Below are 21,810 nucleotides of genomic sequence, written 5' to 3' on the forward strand. Positions count from 1 at the left end.
TATTTCGACCGACTTCATGAAAACTTTAGTACTTTTTTACAGCAAGTCACAGGAAACGCCAGAACCACCGCTTAGAATCTAACCTCAACCACGCCCCGACTAACCACCAAAGCTCGAATCACCCGGCCTGACTGCAGATTCCTGACCCGCACCTGATCACCAATTTTTCCGCTATCCAGCGCTTCACCCGCCATGCGAACCCCCAGGGTACCACTACCACTGGTGGCCACAATCACCACCTGTTCGCCACGATTTACAGCATCGGCAGCCATCAGATTAACATTAGTGATCACCTCATCAGCACGCACTCGATTACGCAGTTGCATGCCATTCAGCTCACTGATGGAAGTGTAATAGTTCCCCCTTACCCTGGAAACATCCATCTCCTGAATGGACAACATGGATGGCGATAAGGCTGCACCTCTGGGCAAGGCAGTACGAGCGACCACCACAGGAACAAAACGGCGAACATCTGCAGCCAGATAAATAAACCAGTCCTGATCCAGGCAGCTGACCTTTAGATTCACACGGCCTCGTAACTCAGAAGTACCGTGCGGCTCAAAATCCAGCGGGGTCTGACAGGCAGCAAGGCGTAAGCGCGGATCCAGCGCAGAAAACTGCACCTCATAACGCCCTGGCTGCCCTTTCAACTGACGATCCAGCCAACTGGCTGCCTGCTGTTGTATCTGGCTCATATCCTGCTGTTGTGCATGGAGCGGTGAAACCAGCACAAGCAGCAACAGCAGCACAACACAATTCGAAAAACGCTTACCTGACATAACAGAGTATCCTGCAAGGAACTTTAGAAATCTTGGCAACACGGGTTTATACTCTCAGGCAAGGTTCATGCAAACCATCCGTTCAACTTCAGAAGAGCGCATTATGACGAACTCTGCAGGCAAGCTGGCCGCACGCAACAAAATCGCTGGCGGCAACCGCATGGAATTGCTGCTTTTCCGTCTCAATGGCAGACAACTTTATGGCATCAATGTCTTCAAGGTAAAGGAAATCATTCCCTGCCCCCGCCTCACCAACCTGCCTCATCACACCCCGGAGGTGCGCGGTGTTGCTCATGTGCGGGATGGCACCATCTCGATTGTTGATCTGGGCATGGCCATTCGCCAACCCGCCATGGAAAAGCCCGAAACCCATTTTGTCATTGTAACCGAATACAACCGCCGAACTCAGGGTTTCCTGGTCCGTGAAGTCGATCGCATTGTTAACATCGACTGGGAAGAGGTCCATCCACCACCCAAGGGAAGCGGCCGTGAAAGCTTTTTGACCGCAGTCACCCAGATGGATAACCAGCTGATCGAAATCATTGATGTCGAAAAGATTATCGCCAGTGTTGATCCTTTTGCCCAGGGTGTTTCTTCCGAGGTGCTGACCGAAGACATCAAGGCCATTGCCAACGAGTTTCACATCCTGCTGGTCGATGACTCCAGTGTTGCCCGCCATCAGGTGGAACGCAACCTGAGTGAAACCGGTGTTCGCTTCACCAGCCTGACCAATGGCCGCGAGGCGCTGGAGTACCTGAACAATCTGGCCGATGACGGCAAGGATGTTGCTGACGAGTTCCTGATGATCATTTCCGATATTGAAATGCCGGAAATGGATGGTTATACCCTGACCAACAAGATCAAGCAGGATCCACGTCTGGCGCAATTACCGGTGTTGCTCCATTCTTCATTAAGTGGCATTTTTAATGAAGCCATGGTCAAGAAGGTAGGGGCAAACTTTTTCCTGGCAAAATACGATGCAGACGAGCTGGCGCGAGTGGTTGTTGGGCAGATCCGCAAGGCAGCCGGGATGAAAGTGTGATGCAAGTCGTAGCTTTGCCTGGCGTAAGTTACTATCATGATTGATCCTTTGTACTCTAATCCCATAAATTGGCGGTGAAGGATGTCGATCAGCAAGACCTTAGGCCCCCAGGAGTTCGAAGCCTTCCGCAAGTTTCTGCAGGAAGCCTGCGGTATTCTGCTGGGCGACAACAAGCAGTACCTGGTCACCAGTCGGCTTGGCAAAATCATGGCCCAGCAACAACTGGCCAGTCTGACCGATTTGATGCGGGAAATGCAGCGCAATCCTCGCTCCGGGCTGAAAGAAGCGGTTGTTGACGCAATGACCACCAACGAAACCCTCTGGTTTCGTGATGTTCATCCCTTCAACATCCTTGAAAACCGTGTTCTGCCTGAAGTAGCCGCCAAGCTCGGTCCGGCAGAACAACTGAAGATCTGGTCATCAGCCAGTTCCACCGGTCAGGAGCCCTACTCCATTTCAATGGTGATTGAGGAGTTTCGCAGCAAGAACCCCGGAGCACTCAAGGCCGGTGAAAAGATCATTGGCACCGACATTTCCACATCAGCGCTGACTCAGGCCAAATCAGGCACCTACGAAATGCTGGCCATCGGTCGCGGCCTGTCGAAGGATCGACTCACCAAACACTTCACCCAGACCGGTGAAGGCCGCTGGAAGGTCAACCCCAGCATTCAACGTCGGGTGGAGTTTCGCATGATGAATCTGCTGCACAGCTATTCAATGCTGGGACGCTTTGACATCGTGTTCTGCCGCAACGTGTTGATCTACTTCTCGGCAGATCTGAAAAAAGACATTCTGCGCCGTATCCACGGTACATTAAAACCGGGTGGTTATCTGTTTTTAGGCGCATCGGAAGCCCTCTCCAACATGCCTGACCTGTATGAAATGGTGCAGTGCAAACCCGGTATTATCTATCGCGCCAAATAAACCGATGATCAGAAAAGAGGTGCAGCATGGTGACTGAAAACGTCCACAACTATTATGAAACAGAGCTGAAATCACTGATCAACACGGACCCACGCCTGAGGGGTAAAAGCTCCGACTACGTTGAAGACGTCATCTGCCTGACCCTGAATCAGTTACCCAGCTTTTATGTCCGTTTTGATGTGGATGCCACCGCCTACATGGCCGAAGACGACATCATCAGTATTCAGGATCGCTTGAAAGCTGCTTTGGGTGAGGCCATCAAGCAGGTTGATGCCTACCCTCACGAACCGGACTGAACCCCACTCCGCCAGTAAAACCGGCTCACAAAACCATAAAAAAGGGCGCCACCAGGGCGCCCTTTTTTACCGGATCAACCGATCACTGCTGATCAGCAGTCAGTGTCAAACCTTTTTCAGTCCAGAACTTCTTGGCACCGGCATGAACCGGGGTCACGATACCAGTCAGGGCACCTTCAACACTCATGGCACGAGCTGCACCGGAAACACTGCGCATGAAGCTCAAGCCTTCTTCAGAGTAAATCTGGCTGACCGCCTGGTACATACGCTCTTCAGACAGGTGGCGACCCGCTACCCACAGGGCAGAATCCTGAATGGTCACAACGTCGTAGTCCACGCCCGGATAGGTGCCAGCAGGAATGGTGACCTGTGCGTAGTAGGGATGATCCTTGAACAGGCTACCCGCTTTGGCGGCTTCGTAGGTCTGCAGGATGCGCACGCGGTTGGAGGAAGCGGCCTGAATCACGGAAGCATTCGGGAAACCGGCAAATACCCACAGGGCATCAATCTGGCGGTCACCAATGGCAGAGGCACCCTGGCTGTAACCGATGTACTGGGGACGAATCTGATCCCACAGACCCAGACCTTCAAAATAACGCTGTGCAGAAGCAGCAGCACCGGAACCAGCCGGACCCACCGCGACGCGCTTACCAACCAGATCCTGCGGGCTGTTGATACCAGAGTTTTCCAACACAATCAGGTGAGCCGGCGCACCAAACATGTAGGCAACCGCCTGCACATTGCGATAACGGCGCGTGTCGTTGGTCAGCTGACCATTCATACCCAGGAACAGGTCACCAGAGTAAACAATACCAAAATCTGCATCACGGGAGTTTACACGGCGCAGGTTCTCTACAGAGCCGGCAGAAGCCATGTTGGATACATCCACACCATCCAGCACACGAGACAGACGGGTGGCAATGCCGTTGGAGAAGTACTGGAAAGTACCGCCATCCGGACCACCGGAGAAGGCCAGACGCTCGGTGCGGGCATCCGCAGTCGGTGCAGTAGCCAGAGCTACAGCAGTAACCGCTGCCGCAGCCAGAGTAGCGGGCTTACGGAAGAACTGGGTGAGGTTCATTGCTTTCATGAACATGTTATTTCCTCGTCTTTTTTTAGTGTTGTCTGAGTCTTCACTCACGAATGGTCAATACGGGGATGATGGATTGGCGCACCACCCTTTCCGCAGTAGACCCCACCAGCACTTTCTCAAGGCCGGTACGACCATGGGTACCCATCACTATCAGATCGGCACCAATGATTTCAGCTTGCTTCAGGATCTCCTGAAAACCGGAACCGATCACCACATCTGTGGTGACCTCATAGCCAGCTTCAGCAGCATCAGCAAAATACTTGTCACGGAAAGCATGCATGTCTTCCAGTGCATGGGTTTCAACTTCCCGCACAAAGGTGTTGACCACCTCAGCAGGCAAGCGACGACGGCGTTTATCCGTCAACTCAGTGATCACGTGCAGCAGGTGCAGGCGTGCCTTGCAAAGACTTGCCAGACTGCGGGCATGATCTGCAGCCTTGGAAGCTCCTTCAGAAAAGTCCGTTGCAAACAACAGGGTTTTGTATTCAGCCATCAGATGTCTCCTTGTTATCAGGGTGCAGAAACCTGCGGATGATTGGCAGCATCACGCTGCAACCACCAGACCACCGCCACCAGCCCCAGACCAGCAGCATCAGTCAGCAGGTTCGGCCAGAACAGCAGGAAAGTACCCAGTCCCAGCACACCCCATTCAAACCAGCTGGTTTTGCGACGCAGGTAACCCATGGCAAAGGCGCCAAAGGCAATGGTACCCAGCGTGGCCGAGAAATAAGCCTGCAGAATCTGCAGCAGCGTACCGTCCATCAGAATGGCCGGAACAAAGGCAAACAGCAGCGGCATCACATACAGCATCTTGGCGAACTTGAAGGAGGTCCAACCGGTTTTCCAGGGGTCAGAGCCAGCAATGGCCGCTCCGGCATAAGCCGCCACACAAACCGGTGGTGTGATATTGGAATCCTGAGACAGCCAGTAAACGATCATGTGAGCGGCAATCACTGCGATACCAAACTCACCCAGTGCAGGCACTGCCAGTACCGCCACAATCAGGTAAGCGGCTGTCACCGGTACCCCCATGCCCAACACCAGCGATGCCAGGGCAATCAGTGCCAGTGCCACCAGCAAGCTGCCACCTGCCATGGAAATCACCAGATCCGAGAACTTCAGACCCATGCCTGTCAGGGAAATGGTGCCAACAATGACACCTATCACACCAATGGTGGCACCGACAATCAGGGTATTTCGGGCACCAATCTGAATCGCTTCCCAGATCTCCTTCGGCCCCATGCGGGTTTCCTTATTCACCCAGCTGACAGCAATACAGGACAGCGTAGCCCAGAAGGCAGCATTACCAGCTGAACGACCAGACAACAGCAGCACCGTGATGATCACCAGCGGCAATGCAAAGTACCAACCGGACTTGAGTACTGTTTTCCAGTGCGGAATTTCTTCACCCTTGATACCAGCCAATCCATTCTTTTTGGCCTCAAAATGCACCATGAAATAGATCGACAGGAAATACAGCGCAGCCGGACCAATCGACAACAGCATGATGGTGGCGTAAGGAATACCGGTCAGCTCGGCCATCAGGAAGCCGCCCGCGCCCATGATCGGCGGCAGGAACATACCCCCGATGGAAGCAGCAGGCTCAATGGCACCAGCCACATGAGGTTTGAAACCGGCACGCTTCATCATCGGAATGGTGAAGGAGCCGGAAGAAACAGTATTGGCAATGGCACTACCGGACACTGAACCAAACAGCGCAGAAGAAATAACAGCTACCTTGGCCGGACCACCGGTGGAACGACCGGCCAGCGCCAGTGGTAATTCAATGAAGAACTTGCCTGCACCCGACTTCTGCAGGAAGGCGCCAAAAAAGATGAACAGAATGACATAGGTCGCCAGCACACTGGCCATCACACCAAAAACCCCGTTGGTGGTCAGGAACAGCGAAGTCGCCAGGCGCTCAAAACGGAAACCCCGGTGTGCAAACAGATCAGGCAGATGCGGTCCGAACAGCGCAAAGGCAATCATGCCTACACCAATCAGGGTGATCGACCAGCCCAGCACGCGGCGACAAACTTCAAGTGACAGGATCAAACCAACAATACTGACCAGCATATCCAGTTCATGCTCGGCACCGGCACGATAGTTCAGCTGCTCAAACTGGCTGATCCAGTAGATCACCGCCGCAGCGATGATCAGCGCCATCACCACATCGGTGGCTGAGGGACTGCGTGGAAAGTGCCTGAGGATCAGGCCATCAACAAAAACCAGCAGCGCGGCAAAAGGCAACATCAGCAAGAGGGTATACTTCAGGGCACCCAGCTCCTCGCTGACGGCCACACCCAGACCGTCATAACCCCAGATTTCAGTGAACATCTGAATCTGGCGATAGAGTTCAAAAGGGGATTCAAAAACCCAGAAACTGCTGACGATGACGGACAACAGACCGCCACCCAGCAAGGCCATGGCAACCTGGTAACGCCGATCTCCGGCAGGATAAAGCAGGAACACCAGCACAAAGGTGATCAACACATACACACCCAGGTGATACTGAGTGCTCAGTGCGGCAAACCCTGCACCGTAAAAGTAGATCAGCACCATTGCAGCGCCGAGTAATGCCACTAACCAGGCCCAGGGCCCTGCCAGCTGACGTTCAGATTTGGCATCCTTTTCCATCAGCTCCTTGAGCTTCTTTTTTTCTTCTTCGCTCAGACCTTCAAGAGACTTGTCTAGATCGGACATGGTGATGAGTTTTCCTGGTTAAGGCTTTTGTTATGCAACAGCTTTTAAACCCTGCACATTTCTAACCCAACGCATAACGCAAACCGCGTGCCATGTTTTAATGACGCTTTAATGACGGGACCTGCAGCCAAGACTTTAGACTTAGGTCGCAGGCGCTTTTCTGTTATTTCATGCGGTATTCCACCCTTTGAAAAAACCACTTTGTGCGGGAATCCGCACACCAGCCTCAATGGCACCCAGACTGGTCAAGACCGACCAAAAGGTCTATCTTTAGCAGCCTTTTTCAGCCAGTCTCTTTTATCTAGCAGAGTCCAGCCAGGGTCGCCATGTCCAGCACAAGTTTTGATAGTCCCTTGAACCAGTTTCTGTTCCGGCAACTGGCACAATGGCAGGATCAACCCCTGAATTTAATTGCAGCACCAGCAGCACTGGACTGGCTCGGTCTGGCCCGTTTTTTTTCTCAGCACCGGCAGCCACTGCAAAGCTGGACGGCTGACTGGCGTGCGCACCAACTGGCACTGCAAGCAGGCATCACCAGCCACTTTGTCAGTGACACCACCCCCACCCAACTGCCAGGCCGGACCCTGGTGTGCTGGCCCAAGTCGCGTGAGGAGGGTGAGTGGTGGCTGCAACAACTGCCCACGCTGCAACCGGCAACACTGCTGCTGGCTGGTGAAACCCAGGGCGGCATCAAGGCGCTGGCAAAACAACTGCAAGACCGGGAGTGCCGAATTGCCAAACTGGACTCAGCCCGCCGTTGTGCCCTCTGGCAACTCCAGCCGGATGACCTGAACCTGCTTGATCTGAAAACAGCTTCTGGCACCAACCCCCTGCACTACTGGCCAGGACCTGCTGACTTGCAACTGGCCAGCCAACCCGGTGTGTTCAGTCATGGCCGAGTGGATGAAGGGTCAGCTTTATTGCTGGAGACCCTTAAAGAACACCACAGCCAACTGCAAGGCAACCAACTGCTGGATGTAGGTTGTGGTTGTGGACTGCTGGGGGCCTGGCTGCTGAAACACCAACCCCACTGGCAACTCACTGCAGTGGATGTCAGTGGCTTTGCCCTGGCCGCCACCCGTGCAACACTCCAGGCGAACCAGCTGTCAGGGCAGGTGCTGCCTGCTGATGTATTTCAGGGTGTGGAATCCCACACACCTGCTGGGGGATTTGATCTGCTGCTCAGCAACCCACCTTTTCACACCGGCAAAGCCACCGATTACGGCCCGGCCCGACGCCTGATTCTTGAAGCCCCGGCCCACCTGCGTAAAGGAGGACAACTGTGGCTGGTTGCCAATCGCTTTCTGCCCTACCCCGACCTTTTGCAACAGGCTTTCGGCAGTTTTAACATTCTGGCTGAAACCGGTAAATTCCGTGTTTACCAGGCCATCCGGTGACACTGATGAACAAAAATTCAATTCCTCGCGACGCCCTTTTTGCCAATCCGCTTGATCGCCTCGCCAGCTTTTCTTTTGATGAACAGGTGGTGCAGGTGTTTCCGGACATGATCAAACGCTCGGTGCCCGGTTACTCGCAGATCCTTGGCATGGCGGGTGTGATTGCCAGGCGTTATGTGCCGGAAGCCGGTCGGGTGTATGACCTGGGTGCCTCACTGGGTGCTGCCACCCTCAGCGTGGCGCAGCAGCTGGATCACCTGCAACAACTGGAATTGATCGCCGTGGACAACTCCCCGGCCATGAGTGAACGCTGCCGCAGCCTGCTGGCAGAAACCCTGCCACAACGCCCGGTTGAAGTGGTCTGTGCGGACATCCGCACACTGGACTATCAGCCCTGTGACCTGATCCTGCTGAATTTCACCCTGCAGTTCCTGCCCCCGGCAGATCGCTTGCCTTTGATGCAGCGGCTGTTTCAGGCCCTGCGCCCGGGCGGGGCATTGATCCTCAGCGAAAAGGTGCACTTCAGTGATCCACGTCAGGCACAGCTGCTTTATGAACTGCACCATGATTTCAAACGCGCCAACGGTTATTCCGATATGGAAATCAGCCAGAAACGCACGGCACTGGAAGATGTGCTGCGCACGGACACCGCAGAAGTCCAGCTGCAACGCCTGCAGGATTGTGGCTTCAGCTTCTGCAGCCAGTGGTTCCAGTACCTGAACTTTGCATCCTTCCTGGCCATCAAGGGAGACCCTTTGTGAAAGGCCCAGATTTTTCTGCCATCTACCGCCAGTTTGCCCTGCTGGGGCGTGAAACCCCCGGTTTTCACCGCTGGCTGGCCCGTCTGCCCGAACAACTGCAACAGGCACTGGACCTGCAGCGTCACCCAGAGTTTGCCGGTTGGTGGAAACGCATCAACAAACTGCCGGACATTCAACGTGCCCGGTTGCAGCTCAACACTGCCGCTGTGGGGGCTGATGACGGTCGCCTGCTGGGTGATGAACCCCTGACCGACAGCCAGCAACGCATGATTGAAGGCCTGCTGCGAGACCTGATGCCCTGGCGCAAAGGGCCTTACCAGTTACAGGGCACCACCATAGATACCGAATGGCGCTCCGATTTTAAATGGGACCGGCTGGCCCCTCACCTGAGTGATCTGCGTGGCCGCAAGGTGCTGGATGTCGGCGGCGGTTCCGGTTATCACGCCTGGCGACTGGCCGGAGCTGGTGCCGCCTTTACCCTGTGCATCGATCCCTCACCGCGTTTTTTTGCCCAGTTTGAAGCAGTACGCAAACTGATGGGCAAGGAAGACCTGCCCGAGGTCCATCACCTGCCGCTGGGGATTGAAGCCGTACCGGAACAACTGGAAGCCTTTGACACGGTCCTGTCGATGGGGGTGCTTTATCACCGCCGCTCACCGATTGATCATCTGCTGGAATTAAAAGACTGCCTGCGCACCGGCGGTGAACTGGTGCTGGAAACCCTGGTGGTGGATGGTGATGAACAGACCTGCCTGGTTCCGGAAGATCGTTATGCCGCCATGGGCAACGTCTGGTTCCTGCCCTCAGTGCCGCTGCTGGAGCGCTGGTTGCGTCGTTGTGGTTTCACCGATGTCCGTTGTGTGGATCTGAACCGCACCAGCGTGGAAGAACAGCGCAGCACTGACTGGATGACTTTCATGTCACTCAGTGACTTTCTTGATCCGGACCACCCACACCTGACCCGTGAAGGGCATCCGGCACCCTTGCGGGCCATCTTGCTGGCTCGAAAACCCTAACCGTTAGCTCAATAGGAAATAACAAGCCCACCAAAAAACAGCATAAGGTTATAAAAACAAACCATTTCGCACATCTGATGGTCTATCGCTAGAATAGCTGATCTTTTTACTGGGCTTTATGCGTTGTGCGAGGAGCTGTAATGAGCAAGTTTTATGCTGAAGAAGTGACCGGTGTTCACCACTGGACAGACCGGCTGTTCAGTTTCACCACCACCCGTGATGCCGGACTGCGCTTCAAGAATGGTCAATTTGTAATGATCGGCCTGGAAGTGGACGGTCGCCCGCTGATGCGCGCTTACAGCATCGCCAGCCCCAACTATGAAGAACAGTTGCAGTTTTTCAGCATCAAGGTGCCGGACGGCCCGCTCACCTCACGCCTGCAGCACTTGCAGAAGGGTGACACCCTGATGATCAGCCGCAAGCCCACCGGTACCCTGGTACTGGATGATCTAAAGCCCGGTCGCAACCTTTACCTGTTCAGCACCGGCACCGGCCTGGCCCCCTTTCTGAGTGTGATTCAGGACCCGGATACCTATGAGCGCTTTGAAAAGGTGGTACTGCTGCACGGCGTTCGTCATGAAAAGGATCTGGCCTACCGCGAATTCATCACCGGTGAACTGCTGGAACACGAATACCTCAGCGAGCAGATCCGCAACCAGTTGATCTACTACCCCTGCGTGACCCGTGAACCCTTTATACATCAAGGTCGCATCACCGAGTTGGCCGCCAGCGGTCAACTGGCTCGTGATCTGGGCCTGCCGGAACTCAACCCGGAAACCGATCGTGCCATGATCTGTGGTAGCCCAGCCATGTTAAAAGACATCAGTGCCATGCTGGATGCCCGTGGTTTCCATATTTCTCCACGCATGGGTGATGCCGGTGATTATGTGATCGAGCGGGCTTTTGTTGACTGAGCGGAAGCATTAACAATGGTCGCTTTATTCCCAAAAGCGATAAAAGGATAGTTATTTATTCTTTGTCGCTTTTTTTCTGCTGCGTTAGAGTCACATCATTCCGTTATAACGTCAGAACAGGGCAAACCCATGACACCGCACAAACACCTGCTTCACTTGGCTTTTGCTGGGCTGCTTGGCCTGGCTGCTGTCTCTCCTCTGCATGCCGCCGCCACTGCCGAACAGCGCCAGGCTGCACTGCTGGCCAGCTCCTGTGCCAATTGCCACGGCACGGACGGCAAGCTGGCGGGGAGTATTCCTGCCATTGCCGGACGCCCGGCCAGTGTTCTTGAGTCCCAGTTGTTGTCCTTCAAGCGTGGGGAAATGCCACACGCCACCGTGATGGATCGCCTGGCCCGGGGTTATACCGATGAAGAGCTGGCCATCCTGGCTCGTTATTTTGCCAACATCAACCGCTGATCAAGGATGCCTCTGATGACGACTGAACAGAACAAACACCTGGTCTCCCGCCGCAACCTGCTGAAAGGTGCCGGTGCTGCATCCCTGTTGCCGCTGCTGAGTGCCTGCGGCGCTACGGCCATCTCCAATGGCACCGCCGGTCGTGTGGTGGTGGTGGGTGGTGGTTTTGGCGGTGCCACTGCCGCCAAATACATCAAGCGTGGCAATCCAGCCATTGATGTAACCCTGGTTGAACCCAGCAAAACCTTTTACACCTGCCCCTTCTCCAATCTAGTATTGGCAGGAGAACGCAGCATGGACACCATCAGTCACAACTACCGTGAACTGGAGCAGGTTTATGGTGTACGGGTGATTCATGCCCTGGCCGAAGATGTTGACCCGGTTGCCCATACCCTGCGCCTGTCCACCGGTCGCACACTGCAATACGACCGCCTGGTGCTGTCACCCGGTATTGATTTCCGCTGGAATGCCATCGAAGGTTATGACCAGCAAGCGGCAGAATTGGCTCCACACGCCTGGAAAGCCGGTCCTCAGACCCTGCTGCTGCGTCGCCAACTGGAAGCCATGGAAGACGGTGGTGTTTACATCATGGCTGCACCGGCCAACCCCTTCCGCTGCCCGCCCGGACCCTATGAGCGTGCCAGCATGATTGCCCACTACTTCAGCCAGCACAAACCCCGCTCCAAGGTGCTGATCCTGGATGCCAAGGACAACTTCTCCAAACAGGGCCTGTTCACTTCAGCCTGGAAAGAAGTTTATGGTGATCGCATTGAGTGGGTCAGCCTCTCCAATGATGGTCGTGTGGTGCAGGTGGATGCCGCCCGCCGTGAAGTGGTCACTGAATTCGGTACCCGCCACAAGGCTTCCGTACTTAACGTGATCCCGCCGCAAAAGGCCGGTTTTATTGCCGAGCGCGCCGGTGTCACCAATGAAAGTGGCTGGGTACCGGTGAATCCGCGCACCTTTGAATCCGAACGGGTGAAAGACATCTATGTGGTGGGTGATGCCACCGTAGCCGCCCCGATGCCCAAATCCGGCTTTGCAGCCAACGCCCAGGGCAAGGTGGCTGCTGCCGCCATCGTGGCCTCACTGGAAGGCACCGACACCGCTGATCCTTTCTGGGCCAACACCTGTTACAGCCTGATCAGCCCGGATTACGGCATTTCCGTAGCGGGTGTTTATCGTCTGAACGATGAAAGTCGCATCATTGAAACCCCCGGTTCCGGTGGTGTCAGCCCGGCTGGTGCAGCAGCATCCTTCCGCCGCAATGAGGCTGCTTATGCTGTAGGCTGGTACAATGCCATCAGTCAGGACACCTGGGGCACCCGTCTGTAAATGATCGATCTGTTTTACGACCTGCTGGATGACCCACAGCGCCTGGCGCTGTGGGGGACAGCTCTACTGGGACTGCTGCTGGGCAGCATTGCCCAGTGGAGTCGTTTCTGTTTGTTGCGCGGCATGATTGAAGCACGTCAACAGGGTGATCGTCGCAAGTTGCAAGCCTTCCTGCTGGCCATGGCGGTTGCCCTTGCTGGCAGCCAGTTACTGGTGGCACTGGACTGGGTGAATCTGGGCAACTCACTTTATGCCCAATCGGCGGCCTCGCTGCCCTTGCTGGTCATCGGTGGCGTTTTGTTTGGTTATGGCATGGTACTGGCCAATGCCTGCGGTGCTCGCAGCCTGGTGTTGCTGGGCAGCGGCAATCTGCGTTCACTGCTGACCCTGTTCTGCCTGGCGCTGGCCGCTGGCATGACCCTGTCGGGTCTACTGGCTCCCTTGCGGGTGGCACTGGAAGACCTGACCCGAACCAATCTGCCGTTAACGCTTTTACCCGCTGTTTTCACCCTGCCATTGGTTGCCTTGCTGCTATTTGCTGCGTTTTACCGCAGCCAACTCTTGCAATCGCCCCGTGAGCTGACCGGTGGACTGGTGATCGGCTTGCTGGTCCCTGCTGGCTGGTGGCTGACGGGGGTCGTGGGCGCGGATGACTTCAACCCGATGCGACTGGCCTCACTGACCTTTATTGCACCAATTGCTGAAACTCAGCAGTACATGATGCTGTCCACAGGTACACACCTTGGGTTCGGTGTGGTTCTGGTTGCTGGTGTATTGATCGGTGCATTGCTGCGGTCACTGCTGAGTGGCGAATTTCGTTGGCAGGCCTTTGATTCCATCGGCCAGATGCAACGCAGTATCACTGGTGGCCTGCTGATGGGTTGTGGTGGTGTTCTGGCACTAGGCTGCTCCTTTGGTCAGGCGCTGACTGGATTTTCCACCCTGGCTCTGGCAAGCTTTGCGGCTTTGTCAGGCATTCTGCTGGGTGCCTGGCTGGGTATACGTCGTCACTGCAGTTGAACCCGGCTGCTTTCACCCGGATTGGAACAACCGCCATGATCCAGATACACACACGCTTTTTATTGCCACTGGCTGCACTGCTGCTGGCCTTTCTGATCAGCCTGCCACTGCAGGCCGCATCCTGGCAGCAGTTTGCTCCGGTTCAGGCCCAGATCAAAGGCACCCCCGCTAGCGAAGGTCTGCAACTCGAACTACCACTGGTGTCGGAAGACGGCTCCGCAGTACCACTTTCAGTGCGCTTCACCGGCAGCCTGGCAGAGGGCGATCAGCTTGAATCCATCCGGATTTTTGCCACCGCCAACCCCAACGCAGAAATCATCGATTTTATCTTTCATGATGCCCGCAGCCTGGCTGATTTATCCACGCGGGTACGACTGAACGAAACCCAGAATGTGATTGCGCTGGCCACCAGTCGTAATGGCCGTCAGTGGGTTGCTGAGCGCGAAGTACGAGTCACTGTTAGTGGCTGTTTGATGCGCAGTGACGAACAGGCTGATGCAGGCATGCAGAATCCGCGTATTGCGTTACCGCGGCGCCTGCAGGCTGGCCAACCGATTGAAATCAGAACCCTGATCAGTCACCCGATGGAAACGGGATTGAGAAAGGCTGCAGATGGCAAGTTGCTGCCACAAAACCTGATTCACAATATGGTGCTGGAGCTGGATCAACAACCGGTATTTGAAGCGCGCTTTTACACCGGCACTTCTGCCAACCCCTATGTCAGGCTGCATCTGAAAACGGATCAAAATGCCATGGCTCGCTTCCGCTGGACTGACCAGCAGAAGCAGCAGCTAGAAGAAGCAAGGGAAATCAGCTTACGCTGAGTGGGTTTAATCGACAGCCTCAGAGCGGGTAGTGGAAGCTGCCCGGCGACTGGTCAACTCAATGTACTCAACCAGCTTCCTGCGGGTTTCACCATCCATGGGCTGGAAGCGGGTGGCGACGCGGATCTGTTCCGTTCTTGACGGATGCAGTGGATCAGCTTCCAGCCGGATCACCTGGCAGGGCATCACCGTGTGGGTGCCACTGCCTGGCATTTCAATGCGGATCTGCACCGCATCAAACACAGTGACCTGGCGCAAGGCATCATGATCCGCCAGCATCAGCATGCCGGACAGGGACACATCGACCAGATCAGCCTCAATCAACTCACCGCCGCTACTCAGCTTCAGCGCCACCTTTTGGCCTTTGGCGGCACGCACCCGCTCAGCATTACGCCGTTCCATCCGACCACGCGCCAGAAACACCTTTTCCACCAGCTTCTTGGCAGTAAAAGGTTTGACTACAAACGAGGTCACACCCAACTGCACCGCCGTCACCAGAGAATCGCGATCACCCTTGGAGGTAATCATGATAAACGGCAAGTGGCTGGTTTCCGGGTTTTCACGCACTGCTGCCAGCACCTGATCACCCGACATCACCGGCATTTCCCAGTCACAGAAAATCCAGTCTACATCCGGGCGCTGCTTCAGCAGGCGCAGTGCTTCTTGCCCATCGTGAGCTTCAATCACTTCCTTGCAAAACAAGCGATCCCTCAGCACATTGGTAATGGCCGTTCTTGCCGTTGCCGAATCATCCACAACCAGTGCCACATCTTTATCGAGCATCGTCTCGTCCCGGATTCAGCAAAATATTTGGTTAAGTCTAAAAGGGTCTGGCCTGTTAGCATAGCCCCCTACACCATAAATCACCCTGATACACGGTTTCTTTGGTAGAATACGTGCAACAGTTCACAACCTGCTTATTAACATCCAATTGTTTCAGCTTTCCCGGCACACCTTGGACGGCTCCGGCAGTTTTCAGGAGAAACCCAAAGATGGCATCCGAACTCGTTTTTCGACTTGATCAAACACGACGCTTTTTAACGGCCATCCTTTCCAGTAAGGAAGGACGCCACTTTCTGGTTTATCACCTGCTGAACACCCTGATGCTTGCCTTGCTGGTACTGGCCGCCTTATCCCTGCTGCTGTTTGGACTATTTGAAGGCATGATCCTCAAGCGCCGAACGCTGGTGCTGACCTTTGGCATGCTGACCACCCTGCTTGTTGTTGTACCCATGGCCACCATGCCCTTCTTTTCCTTCAAGGATGTAGTACATCGCTGCGTCAGCTTTTTTAATCGCCGTGGGTTATTTACCCACCTGAGTGAGCATGTGTTTTATCGCCGCACTGCCGGTGGCCATATCAACTTGCACCTGGCCAAGGCACATGCGGTGCTGGCAGAAAAACACCGACTGGTACTGAAAAAGGCTGAAGGCAATGTCAGTCGTCAGTTGGCTTTTTCCCTGAGTCGGTCGATTCGTGATGCGGTGAGGATTTCCAAAGAGCAGGTGCAGAACGGCAGCCTTCGCACTGATCAGAAGATCATCGGTGCCACCTACGGTTATCTGTTCGGGGCAGCCAAGAGCAAACTGCGCCTGCAGCGTCACCAACCCGGTTGGATCAGTCGTTGCACCAACGGGGTGTTCTACCGTTTTGGCGCGCTGCATGCAGTATTCATGTACTTCATTATCCATGAAAAGCTGCCCCCTTCCTTCGACCCGGTTTACTTCATGGCAACCGTTGGTGATGTAGTGGGCAGCAAAGGCATCAATCCAGTTTAAAACCATCCACCAGCTTTTCCAGGTGATCCGCCAGCTGCACCAGGTCTTCACTGACTTGTGAGGACTTGGTTACATCCGCCGAAGCCTGCTGTGCCAGTGTTCCGATATGAGACACCTGGGCATTCACCCGACCAGCCACGTCCTGTTGCTCATCAGCGGCCTGTGCCAACTGGGTGTTGAGGCTGCTGATGTTGTTCACTGCATCGGCAATGTTGGTCAGTGACTCACCCACACGCTCCACATCAGAAACACTCTTCTGAGCACTCAGGCGGGCTGTTTCCATCATCTCAACCGCACCCTTGGCTTCCTCCTGCAGGCGATCAATGGTGCGACGGACTTCCTGGGTCGCCTCATGGGTACGGTTGGCCAGTGAGCGCACTTCATCAGCCACCACTGCAAAACCACGACCACTTTCACCGGCGCGTGCTGCTTCAATGGCAGCATTCAGCGCCAGCAGATTTGTTTGCTCAGCAATACCGGTAATGATTTCCAGCACTTTGCCAACATCATCACTGTAATGATCCAGCTCCTGAATCACGCTGGAAGCCCGCTCCAGGTGCTCGGTCAGTTGATGGATACCGGAAATGCTTTCCCGTGTCAGATCACGGCTGGATGCTGCTTCTGCATCAGCCTCCGAGGATGCCTGAGAAGTACGCACGGCATGCTCACGGGCATTCTGTGCACTGGCCTGCATCTGTTCCATCGAGCTGGCCATCTGCTCGGTTTCTGCATACTGATCGTTAACTGCTTGCACAGTCTGATCAGCAACAGTGGCAATGGTGTGGGCTGAAGACTTCAAAGTACGGGTTGTTGATGCCACCTGACGCATACTGGCGGAAAAACGCTCCAGCATGGTGTTGAAGGTTTTTGACAGGGTGCCTATCTCATCCTGGGTCCGCACGGTATGTACCCGAATGGTCAGGTCAGAATGATCCTCCACCTGCTGCATGGCCCGGCGCAGGTAGCGCAGTGGACGCAGAATCATGCGGTAGAGCACCATGGAAATCAGGATCAGACCACCAATAAACAACAACAGCTGGATACCACCCAACTGCAACAGGTTCAGGTTGATACGACGATCCAGATCCGCCAGGGAATAACTCAAACGAATCACACCCAACAGCTCACCTTCTGTACCAACGTGGCAGGTCATGCAGTTGGTGCCACGGTAATCCGTCTGGTTAATCACCGGGCGCAGCACCGTTAACACCCGGCCATCAGGAGTATTCTGAATCATCTGAATGGCTTCACCGCCCAGTGCACGGCGATCCAGTTCATCACGCGGCTGATCCACATCGGTACCCGGTCCGAAGAAACGACGAACCGGCTCTGCACGCAGCACCCGCGCCTCAGTGATGCCCGGCTGGCTTAATACCTTGTCTCGATGCACTTCACGAAACTGCGCCAGGGTACCGGTCAGCATCATGATGTTTAATGTATCCAGATAGCTATCAGCCATGTCCTGGACATTCTGCAGCATGGCCTCTTCCACCATGGCTCGTTCACTACGAATGGTGAACAGCATGGAGACCACCATGACCACCAGCAACACGGCCAGCAGCACTGCGTTCACCTTGGTCTGGATCGAGCTGTTAGCAAACCAGTTATTCATTCAGGTTTCTCCGTCAGTTGCCTGACTTGCATCAGACAAGGACATAAAATTCCCATATTCCCTGTTTCAGGCAAAGGAATCCATGACACAGGCCAAAACCCGGGCATCAAAGCCCAAGTTTTTCCGCCACAAAGTCAGCATCCTTGTCGCCGCGACCAGACAGGTTAATCAGCACACTTGCATCAGGTCCCAGACGCCTGGCTTCCTGCATCGCCCAGGCTACCGCATGTGCTGATTCAAGGGCAGGAATAATGCCTTCAAGACGTGACAGTTTCATAAAGGCATCCAGACAAGCAGTATCATCCACTGCGTGATATTCAGCACGACCCAGATCCTTCAGATAACTGTGGTGTGGTCCTACCGATGGATAATCCAGGCCCGAGGCAATCGAATAAACCGGCTCAGGCTCACCCTGCTCATCCTGCAGCATATAGGAATGGAAACCGTGCATGGTACCCGGTTTGCCATAAGTCAGTGTTGCTGCATGCTCACCCTTGCCCAGGCCGCGACCGGAAGGTTCCACACCCACCAGTTTTACTGCTTCATCGTCCATAAAACCGGAGAACAGACCCATGGCATTGGAACCACCGCCCACACAAGCCACCACGTAGTCGGGCAGCTTGCCGGTCTGCGCAGGGAACTGCTGACGCGCTTCGCGGCCAATGATGGACTGGAAGTCACGCACCATCATCGGGAAGGGATGCGGACCCACCACCGAACCGATGGCATAAAAGAAATTGTCCGGGTCCTTCATGTATTCTTCAAAAGCGCTGTCGACCGCGTCTTTGAGGGTACGGGTGCCGGTTTCCACACTGATCAATCTGGCACCCAGGATTTTCATCTTGGTGACGTTCGGGTGTTCTTTGGCCACATCAATGGCCCCCATGTGAATTTCACAAGGCAGGCCCACCAGGGCGCAGGCAGTGGCCATGGCCACACCATGCTGCCCGGCACCCGTTTCAGCCAGCACCTTGGTTTTACCCATGTGTTTGGCCAACAGGGCTTCACCCAGCGCATGGTTGATCTTGTGAGCACCGGTGTGATTCAGGTCCTCACGCTTCAGATAAATTTTTGCTCCGCCACAGGCTTCCGTCAGCCGACGCGCAAAATAAATCGGGCTGGGGCGTCCAACATAGTGTTGATACAACTCCATCAGCTCTTGCTGATAGGCCTGGGTTTCACGAATTTCGAGATAGGCTTTTGCGATGTCATCCATGATGGCTTTTAAATGCGGCGGAACCGCCTGCCCACCGTAGGGGCCAAAAAAACCATTTGCATCGGGAAGCATCAGTTCACTGGGCGTTTTTTTTGTCTGGTTATTTGCCGAATTCATCGTGCGAAGCGCCTTGAGCTTGATAAAAGTTAAAATTATGTAACCTTGCTACTCTAACCTGACAGTCTCTCACCTCCAATAGCCAGGGTGTAACAAATTTTTGAATATCCCTGTTGCACTCCAATACCAGACGCCTATCATTCCAGCAGTGCTTTCACCACTGGACTGACCTTGCGGATCAACTCATGGATATTATCAACGAAATACTGCTGCGCTCCGGCCTCTGGGCTCGCTCCCACATGGGCAACATTACCCTGGCCCTGATTGCCACCCTGCTGGTGATCTACGGCGATGACATCAACCGTTTTGTCAAACGCCAGCTCAAACCCTACCCACGCTTTGTTCGCCTGATCGGTTTTGTCATCATGTGTGCATTCGGTTACGGTGCCTTAACCGTGCTGTTTACACCAGTGCTGGCTGGCTGGTTTTCTCTGGTCAACGTTAAATGGTTGGCGCCACTGGTTGTTGGCATCTTCCTGTTTGTTGGCTGGCTGGCAGAACGCAAACATCAGATGTAGAATACATAAGCATTCACTGATATAGAGAAGACCATGGCACCCACATCGTTATCGATACCAGAACCTCTGGACAGCCGCGAAAACCCGGACTGGCAGTTCTGGCGGGTGCAAACCCCTCACTGCTGGTATCTTTATGCCAGCCGAGCGGCCACTGATTCGCCTCCACAAGCCCTGCATCTCGGCGCGTTCAGTGATCCCGGCAGCCTGGCAGCACAGCAGGTGCGCTTTCTGGAAAACCCCGCCACCACAGTACAACTGCCTTTAGACCCGGAAGCTCTGCATGCCTGGCTGGAACAACCCCAGCAACTCACCCCACCACCCTTTCATGGGCAACTGGGGAGCGCCTGGAGCGGTTATGGCGTTAGACCCCTAGAGCAGAAGCATCAGGTGGAAGTGATTTATGCCGCTGATCTGCGGCATGAATGGATGGGTGTTTTTACTGAACCGGAAGCCTTTGCAGCCATTGAGCAGCACTATGACCGACGCCGTAGCCGCTGCCTGATCTGCTGATCACTCGCTGTAAATCATGCCCGCTTCTTTGTACTGGGCATAACTTTCCGGTGCCAGATCATCAAAACGGGTGAAACGCCCGGTGAACAACAGATGCACACTGCCAACCGGCCCGTTACGCTGTTTACCAATGATGATTTCAGCCAGGCCTTTATTGCCTTCCTTCTCGGGGTGATACACCTCATCCCGGTAAACAAAACCGATCACGTCAGCATCCTGCTCGATGGCTCCAGACTCACGCAGATCCGACATGATCGGGCGCTTGTTGGTGCGCTGCTCCAGACCCCGGTTCAACTGCGACAGGGCCACCACCGGGCATTGAAATTCTTTGGCCAGCGCCTTTAGCGAGCGGGAAATCTCGGAAATCTCAGCGGTGCGGTTTTCACTGTTGCCCGGTACCCGCATCAACTGCAGGTAATCCACCATGATCATGGCAATGTCACCGTTTTCACGGGCAATACGCCGTGTACGGGTACGCATGTCATTGGGTGAAAGACCCGGGGTGTCATCAATAAACAGCTTCTTGTCTTTCAGCAGGGACAGGGTTGAACCGATGCGATCCCAGTCAGCTTCACCCAGGTGACCAGTGCGAACCTTGGTTTGATCGATCCGACCCAATGATGAAAATACACGCATCAACAGCTGTTCTGCAGGCATCTCCATGGAAAACACCACCACTGCCTTATTAGTGTTCATCATGGCATTTTCCACCAGATTCATGGCAAAGGTGGTTTTACCCATGGAGGGACGACCGGCAATGATCACCAGATCCGAAGGTTGCAATCCGGAGGTCATTGCATCCAGATCCCTGAAACCGGTGGTTAAACCAGTAATCCCGGATTCACTGCCATCCATTTCCTGCAATTTATCAAGCAGGCCAACGGCCACATCCTGAATGCTACGCGGACCACCAAATTTCGGGCGCTCCTCGGCAATGGTAAACACCTCACGCTCAGCTTCATTCAGCAACTCATCGGAGGTACGGCCTTCCGGGTTATAAGCTGAGTCAGCAATACGGCGGGCGGCCTGAATCAGTTTGCGACGCACCGAGCGCTCACGCACGATCTGTGCATAAGCCAGAATGTTGCTGGTGGAGGGGGTGTTACGTGCCAGTTCAATCAGGTAGGGGTCTCCACCCACCTTATCCAGCAAATCACGGGAACGCAATTCTGCTGACAGAATCACTGGATCAAAAGGTGAGCTGCGGCCAGCCAACTCCTGCATCACGCTGAAAATGTGGCGGTGCTCACCTCGGTAAAAATCTGCTTCAACCAGCATTTCTGCCACACCGTCCATGGCAGCATTATCAATCATCAGCCCGCCCAGTACGGACTGCTCAGCCTCCATGGAATGGGGCGGCAGCTTGATGGCAGCTGCTTCCTTATCATCATTGAAGCGGGTGGTATCCATGCTGATCCTCAAATGAAAAAGGCACAGGACGACCCCTGTGCCTTGATCAGAAACCGGGGCCGGTCAGTAACCGGTTCGGCTCAGTT

At 54.7% G+C, this 21,810-nt stretch carries 22 protein-coding genes; 14 read left to right on the forward strand and 8 right to left on the reverse strand.

Features of this window, described 5'->3' with window-relative positions; genetic code table 11:
- Window positions 1–71 precede the first annotated feature (71 nt).
- A complete protein-coding gene (gene flgA, locus BT114_RS13390) occupies window positions 72–695 on the reverse strand; it encodes a flagellar basal body P-ring formation chaperone FlgA (RefSeq protein WP_245770450.1) in 624 nt (207 codons plus the stop codon).
- Window positions 696–882: 187 nt separating this feature from the next.
- Between flgA and BT114_RS13395 the strand changes: the two genes are divergently transcribed.
- The 3 genes from BT114_RS13395 to BT114_RS13405 all read left to right on the forward strand — a co-directional run bounded on the left by BT114_RS13395 (window position 883) and on the right by BT114_RS13405 (window position 3,041).
- Complete coding sequence (locus tag BT114_RS13395) at window positions 883–1,821, forward strand: chemotaxis protein CheV (RefSeq protein WP_072327037.1); 939 nt, start codon at window positions 883–885, stop codon at window positions 1,819–1,821.
- A gap of 81 nt (window positions 1,822–1,902) precedes the next feature.
- Window positions 1,903–2,745 (forward strand): CheR family methyltransferase, encoded by an 843-nt coding sequence (locus BT114_RS13400; protein ID WP_072327001.1) that lies wholly within the window; start codon window positions 1,903–1,905, stop codon window positions 2,743–2,745.
- A 26-nt stretch (window positions 2,746–2,771) separates the two neighbouring features.
- Window positions 2,772–3,041 carry a late competence development ComFB family protein gene (locus BT114_RS13405; protein WP_072327002.1) on the forward strand — a complete coding sequence of 90 codons (270 nt, stop codon included), beginning with the start codon at window positions 2,772–2,774 and terminating at the stop codon, window positions 3,039–3,041.
- Window positions 3,042–3,123: 82 nt separating this feature from the next.
- On the opposite strand, the gene BT114_RS13410 is transcribed toward BT114_RS13405, so the two are convergent.
- The 3 genes from BT114_RS13410 to BT114_RS13420 are packed head-to-tail and all read right to left on the reverse strand — an operon-like array spanning window position 3,124 to window position 6,837.
- Window positions 3,124–4,131 (reverse strand): TAXI family TRAP transporter solute-binding subunit, encoded by a 1,008-nt coding sequence (locus tag BT114_RS13410; RefSeq protein ID WP_218163517.1) that lies wholly within the window; start codon window positions 4,129–4,131, stop codon window positions 3,124–3,126.
- A gap of 43 nt (window positions 4,132–4,174) precedes the next feature.
- Window positions 4,175–4,627, reverse strand: coding sequence for a universal stress protein (locus BT114_RS13415; RefSeq protein WP_072327003.1), 453 nt, complete (start codon window positions 4,625–4,627; stop codon window positions 4,175–4,177).
- 17 nt (window positions 4,628–4,644) lie between these two features.
- Window positions 4,645–6,837 carry a TRAP transporter permease gene (locus tag BT114_RS13420; protein ID WP_072327004.1) on the reverse strand — a complete coding sequence of 731 codons (2,193 nt, stop codon included), beginning with the start codon at window positions 6,835–6,837 and terminating at the stop codon, window positions 4,645–4,647.
- Window positions 6,838–7,163: 326 nt separating this feature from the next.
- Between BT114_RS13420 and BT114_RS13425 the strand changes: the two genes are divergently transcribed.
- The 8 genes from BT114_RS13425 to BT114_RS13460 all read left to right on the forward strand — a co-directional run bounded on the left by BT114_RS13425 (window position 7,164) and on the right by BT114_RS13460 (window position 14,563).
- Window positions 7,164–8,234 (forward strand): class I SAM-dependent methyltransferase, encoded by a 1,071-nt coding sequence (locus tag BT114_RS13425; protein WP_084662268.1) that lies wholly within the window; start codon window positions 7,164–7,166, stop codon window positions 8,232–8,234.
- A gap of 5 nt (window positions 8,235–8,239) precedes the next feature.
- Window positions 8,240–8,995: a carboxy-S-adenosyl-L-methionine synthase CmoA gene (gene cmoA / locus BT114_RS13430; RefSeq protein WP_218163518.1), complete on the forward strand. Its 756-nt coding sequence runs from the start codon at window positions 8,240–8,242 to the stop codon at window positions 8,993–8,995.
- The gene (cmoB, locus tag BT114_RS13435; protein ID WP_072327005.1) at window positions 8,992–10,011 is read left to right on the forward strand and encodes a tRNA 5-methoxyuridine(34)/uridine 5-oxyacetic acid(34) synthase CmoB; all 1,020 of its coding nucleotides are present in this window, start codon (window positions 8,992–8,994) and stop codon (window positions 10,009–10,011) included. Before cmoA ends, cmoB begins: the two co-directional genes overlap by 4 nt.
- Before the next feature lie 140 nt (window positions 10,012–10,151).
- Window positions 10,152–10,925, forward strand: coding sequence for a ferredoxin--NADP reductase (locus tag BT114_RS13440; RefSeq protein ID WP_072327006.1), 774 nt, complete (start codon window positions 10,152–10,154; stop codon window positions 10,923–10,925).
- 129 nt (window positions 10,926–11,054) lie between these two features.
- A complete protein-coding gene (locus tag BT114_RS13445; RefSeq protein ID WP_072327007.1) occupies window positions 11,055–11,384 on the forward strand; it encodes a c-type cytochrome in 330 nt (109 codons plus the stop codon).
- A gap of 15 nt (window positions 11,385–11,399) precedes the next feature.
- Entirely contained in the window at window positions 11,400–12,719 is a 1,320-nt protein-coding gene (locus tag BT114_RS13450; RefSeq protein ID WP_072327008.1) for an FCSD flavin-binding domain-containing protein, read from the forward strand.
- Complete coding sequence (locus BT114_RS13455) at window positions 12,720–13,739, forward strand: YeeE/YedE family protein (protein ID WP_084662270.1); 1,020 nt, start codon at window positions 12,720–12,722, stop codon at window positions 13,737–13,739.
- 35 nt (window positions 13,740–13,774) lie between these two features.
- Window positions 13,775–14,563 carry a thiosulfate oxidation carrier protein SoxY gene (locus BT114_RS13460; protein WP_072327009.1) on the forward strand — a complete coding sequence of 263 codons (789 nt, stop codon included), beginning with the start codon at window positions 13,775–13,777 and terminating at the stop codon, window positions 14,561–14,563.
- A 6-nt stretch (window positions 14,564–14,569) separates the two neighbouring features.
- Here BT114_RS13460 and BT114_RS13465 read toward each other — a convergent pair whose 3' ends face one another.
- On the reverse strand, window positions 14,570–15,346 hold the full coding sequence (locus BT114_RS13465) for a response regulator (RefSeq protein ID WP_072327010.1): 777 nt from the start codon (window positions 15,344–15,346) through the stop codon (window positions 14,570–14,572).
- A gap of 209 nt (window positions 15,347–15,555) precedes the next feature.
- On the opposite strand from BT114_RS13465, the gene BT114_RS13470 reads away from it, so the two are divergent.
- On the forward strand, window positions 15,556–16,341 hold the full coding sequence (locus BT114_RS13470; RefSeq protein ID WP_072327011.1) for a hypothetical protein: 786 nt from the start codon (window positions 15,556–15,558) through the stop codon (window positions 16,339–16,341).
- On the opposite strand, the gene BT114_RS13475 is transcribed toward BT114_RS13470, so the two are convergent.
- Together BT114_RS13475 and trpB are read right to left on the reverse strand one after the other, a co-directional pair.
- The gene (locus tag BT114_RS13475) at window positions 16,328–17,953 is read right to left on the reverse strand and encodes a methyl-accepting chemotaxis protein (protein WP_072327012.1); all 1,626 of its coding nucleotides are present in this window, start codon (window positions 17,951–17,953) and stop codon (window positions 16,328–16,330) included. The two genes, BT114_RS13470 and BT114_RS13475, sit on opposite strands and share 14 nt — an antisense overlap.
- A gap of 106 nt (window positions 17,954–18,059) precedes the next feature.
- Window positions 18,060–19,241: a tryptophan synthase subunit beta gene (gene trpB, locus BT114_RS13480; RefSeq protein WP_143142844.1), complete on the reverse strand. Its 1,182-nt coding sequence runs from the start codon at window positions 19,239–19,241 to the stop codon at window positions 18,060–18,062.
- Window positions 19,242–19,471: 230 nt separating this feature from the next.
- Here trpB and BT114_RS13485 point away from each other — a divergent pair, with 230 nt between their 5' ends.
- Both BT114_RS13485 and BT114_RS13490 read left to right on the forward strand, forming a co-directional pair.
- The gene (locus tag BT114_RS13485; protein ID WP_072327014.1) at window positions 19,472–19,804 is read left to right on the forward strand and encodes a DUF3392 domain-containing protein; all 333 of its coding nucleotides are present in this window, start codon (window positions 19,472–19,474) and stop codon (window positions 19,802–19,804) included.
- A gap of 33 nt (window positions 19,805–19,837) precedes the next feature.
- A complete protein-coding gene (locus BT114_RS13490) occupies window positions 19,838–20,314 on the forward strand; it encodes a hypothetical protein (protein ID WP_072327015.1) in 477 nt (158 codons plus the stop codon).
- Here BT114_RS13490 and dnaB read toward each other — a convergent pair whose 3' ends face one another.
- The gene (dnaB, locus tag BT114_RS13495) at window positions 20,315–21,724 is read right to left on the reverse strand and encodes a replicative DNA helicase (protein WP_072327016.1); all 1,410 of its coding nucleotides are present in this window, start codon (window positions 21,722–21,724) and stop codon (window positions 20,315–20,317) included. It abuts the gene before it with no gap.
- Between the last annotated feature and the right edge of the window lie 86 nt (window positions 21,725–21,810).

This window comes from Marinospirillum alkaliphilum DSM 21637, from assembly GCF_900119735.1.
Lineage (GTDB): Bacteria > Pseudomonadota > Gammaproteobacteria > Pseudomonadales > Halomonadaceae > Marinospirillum > Marinospirillum alkaliphilum.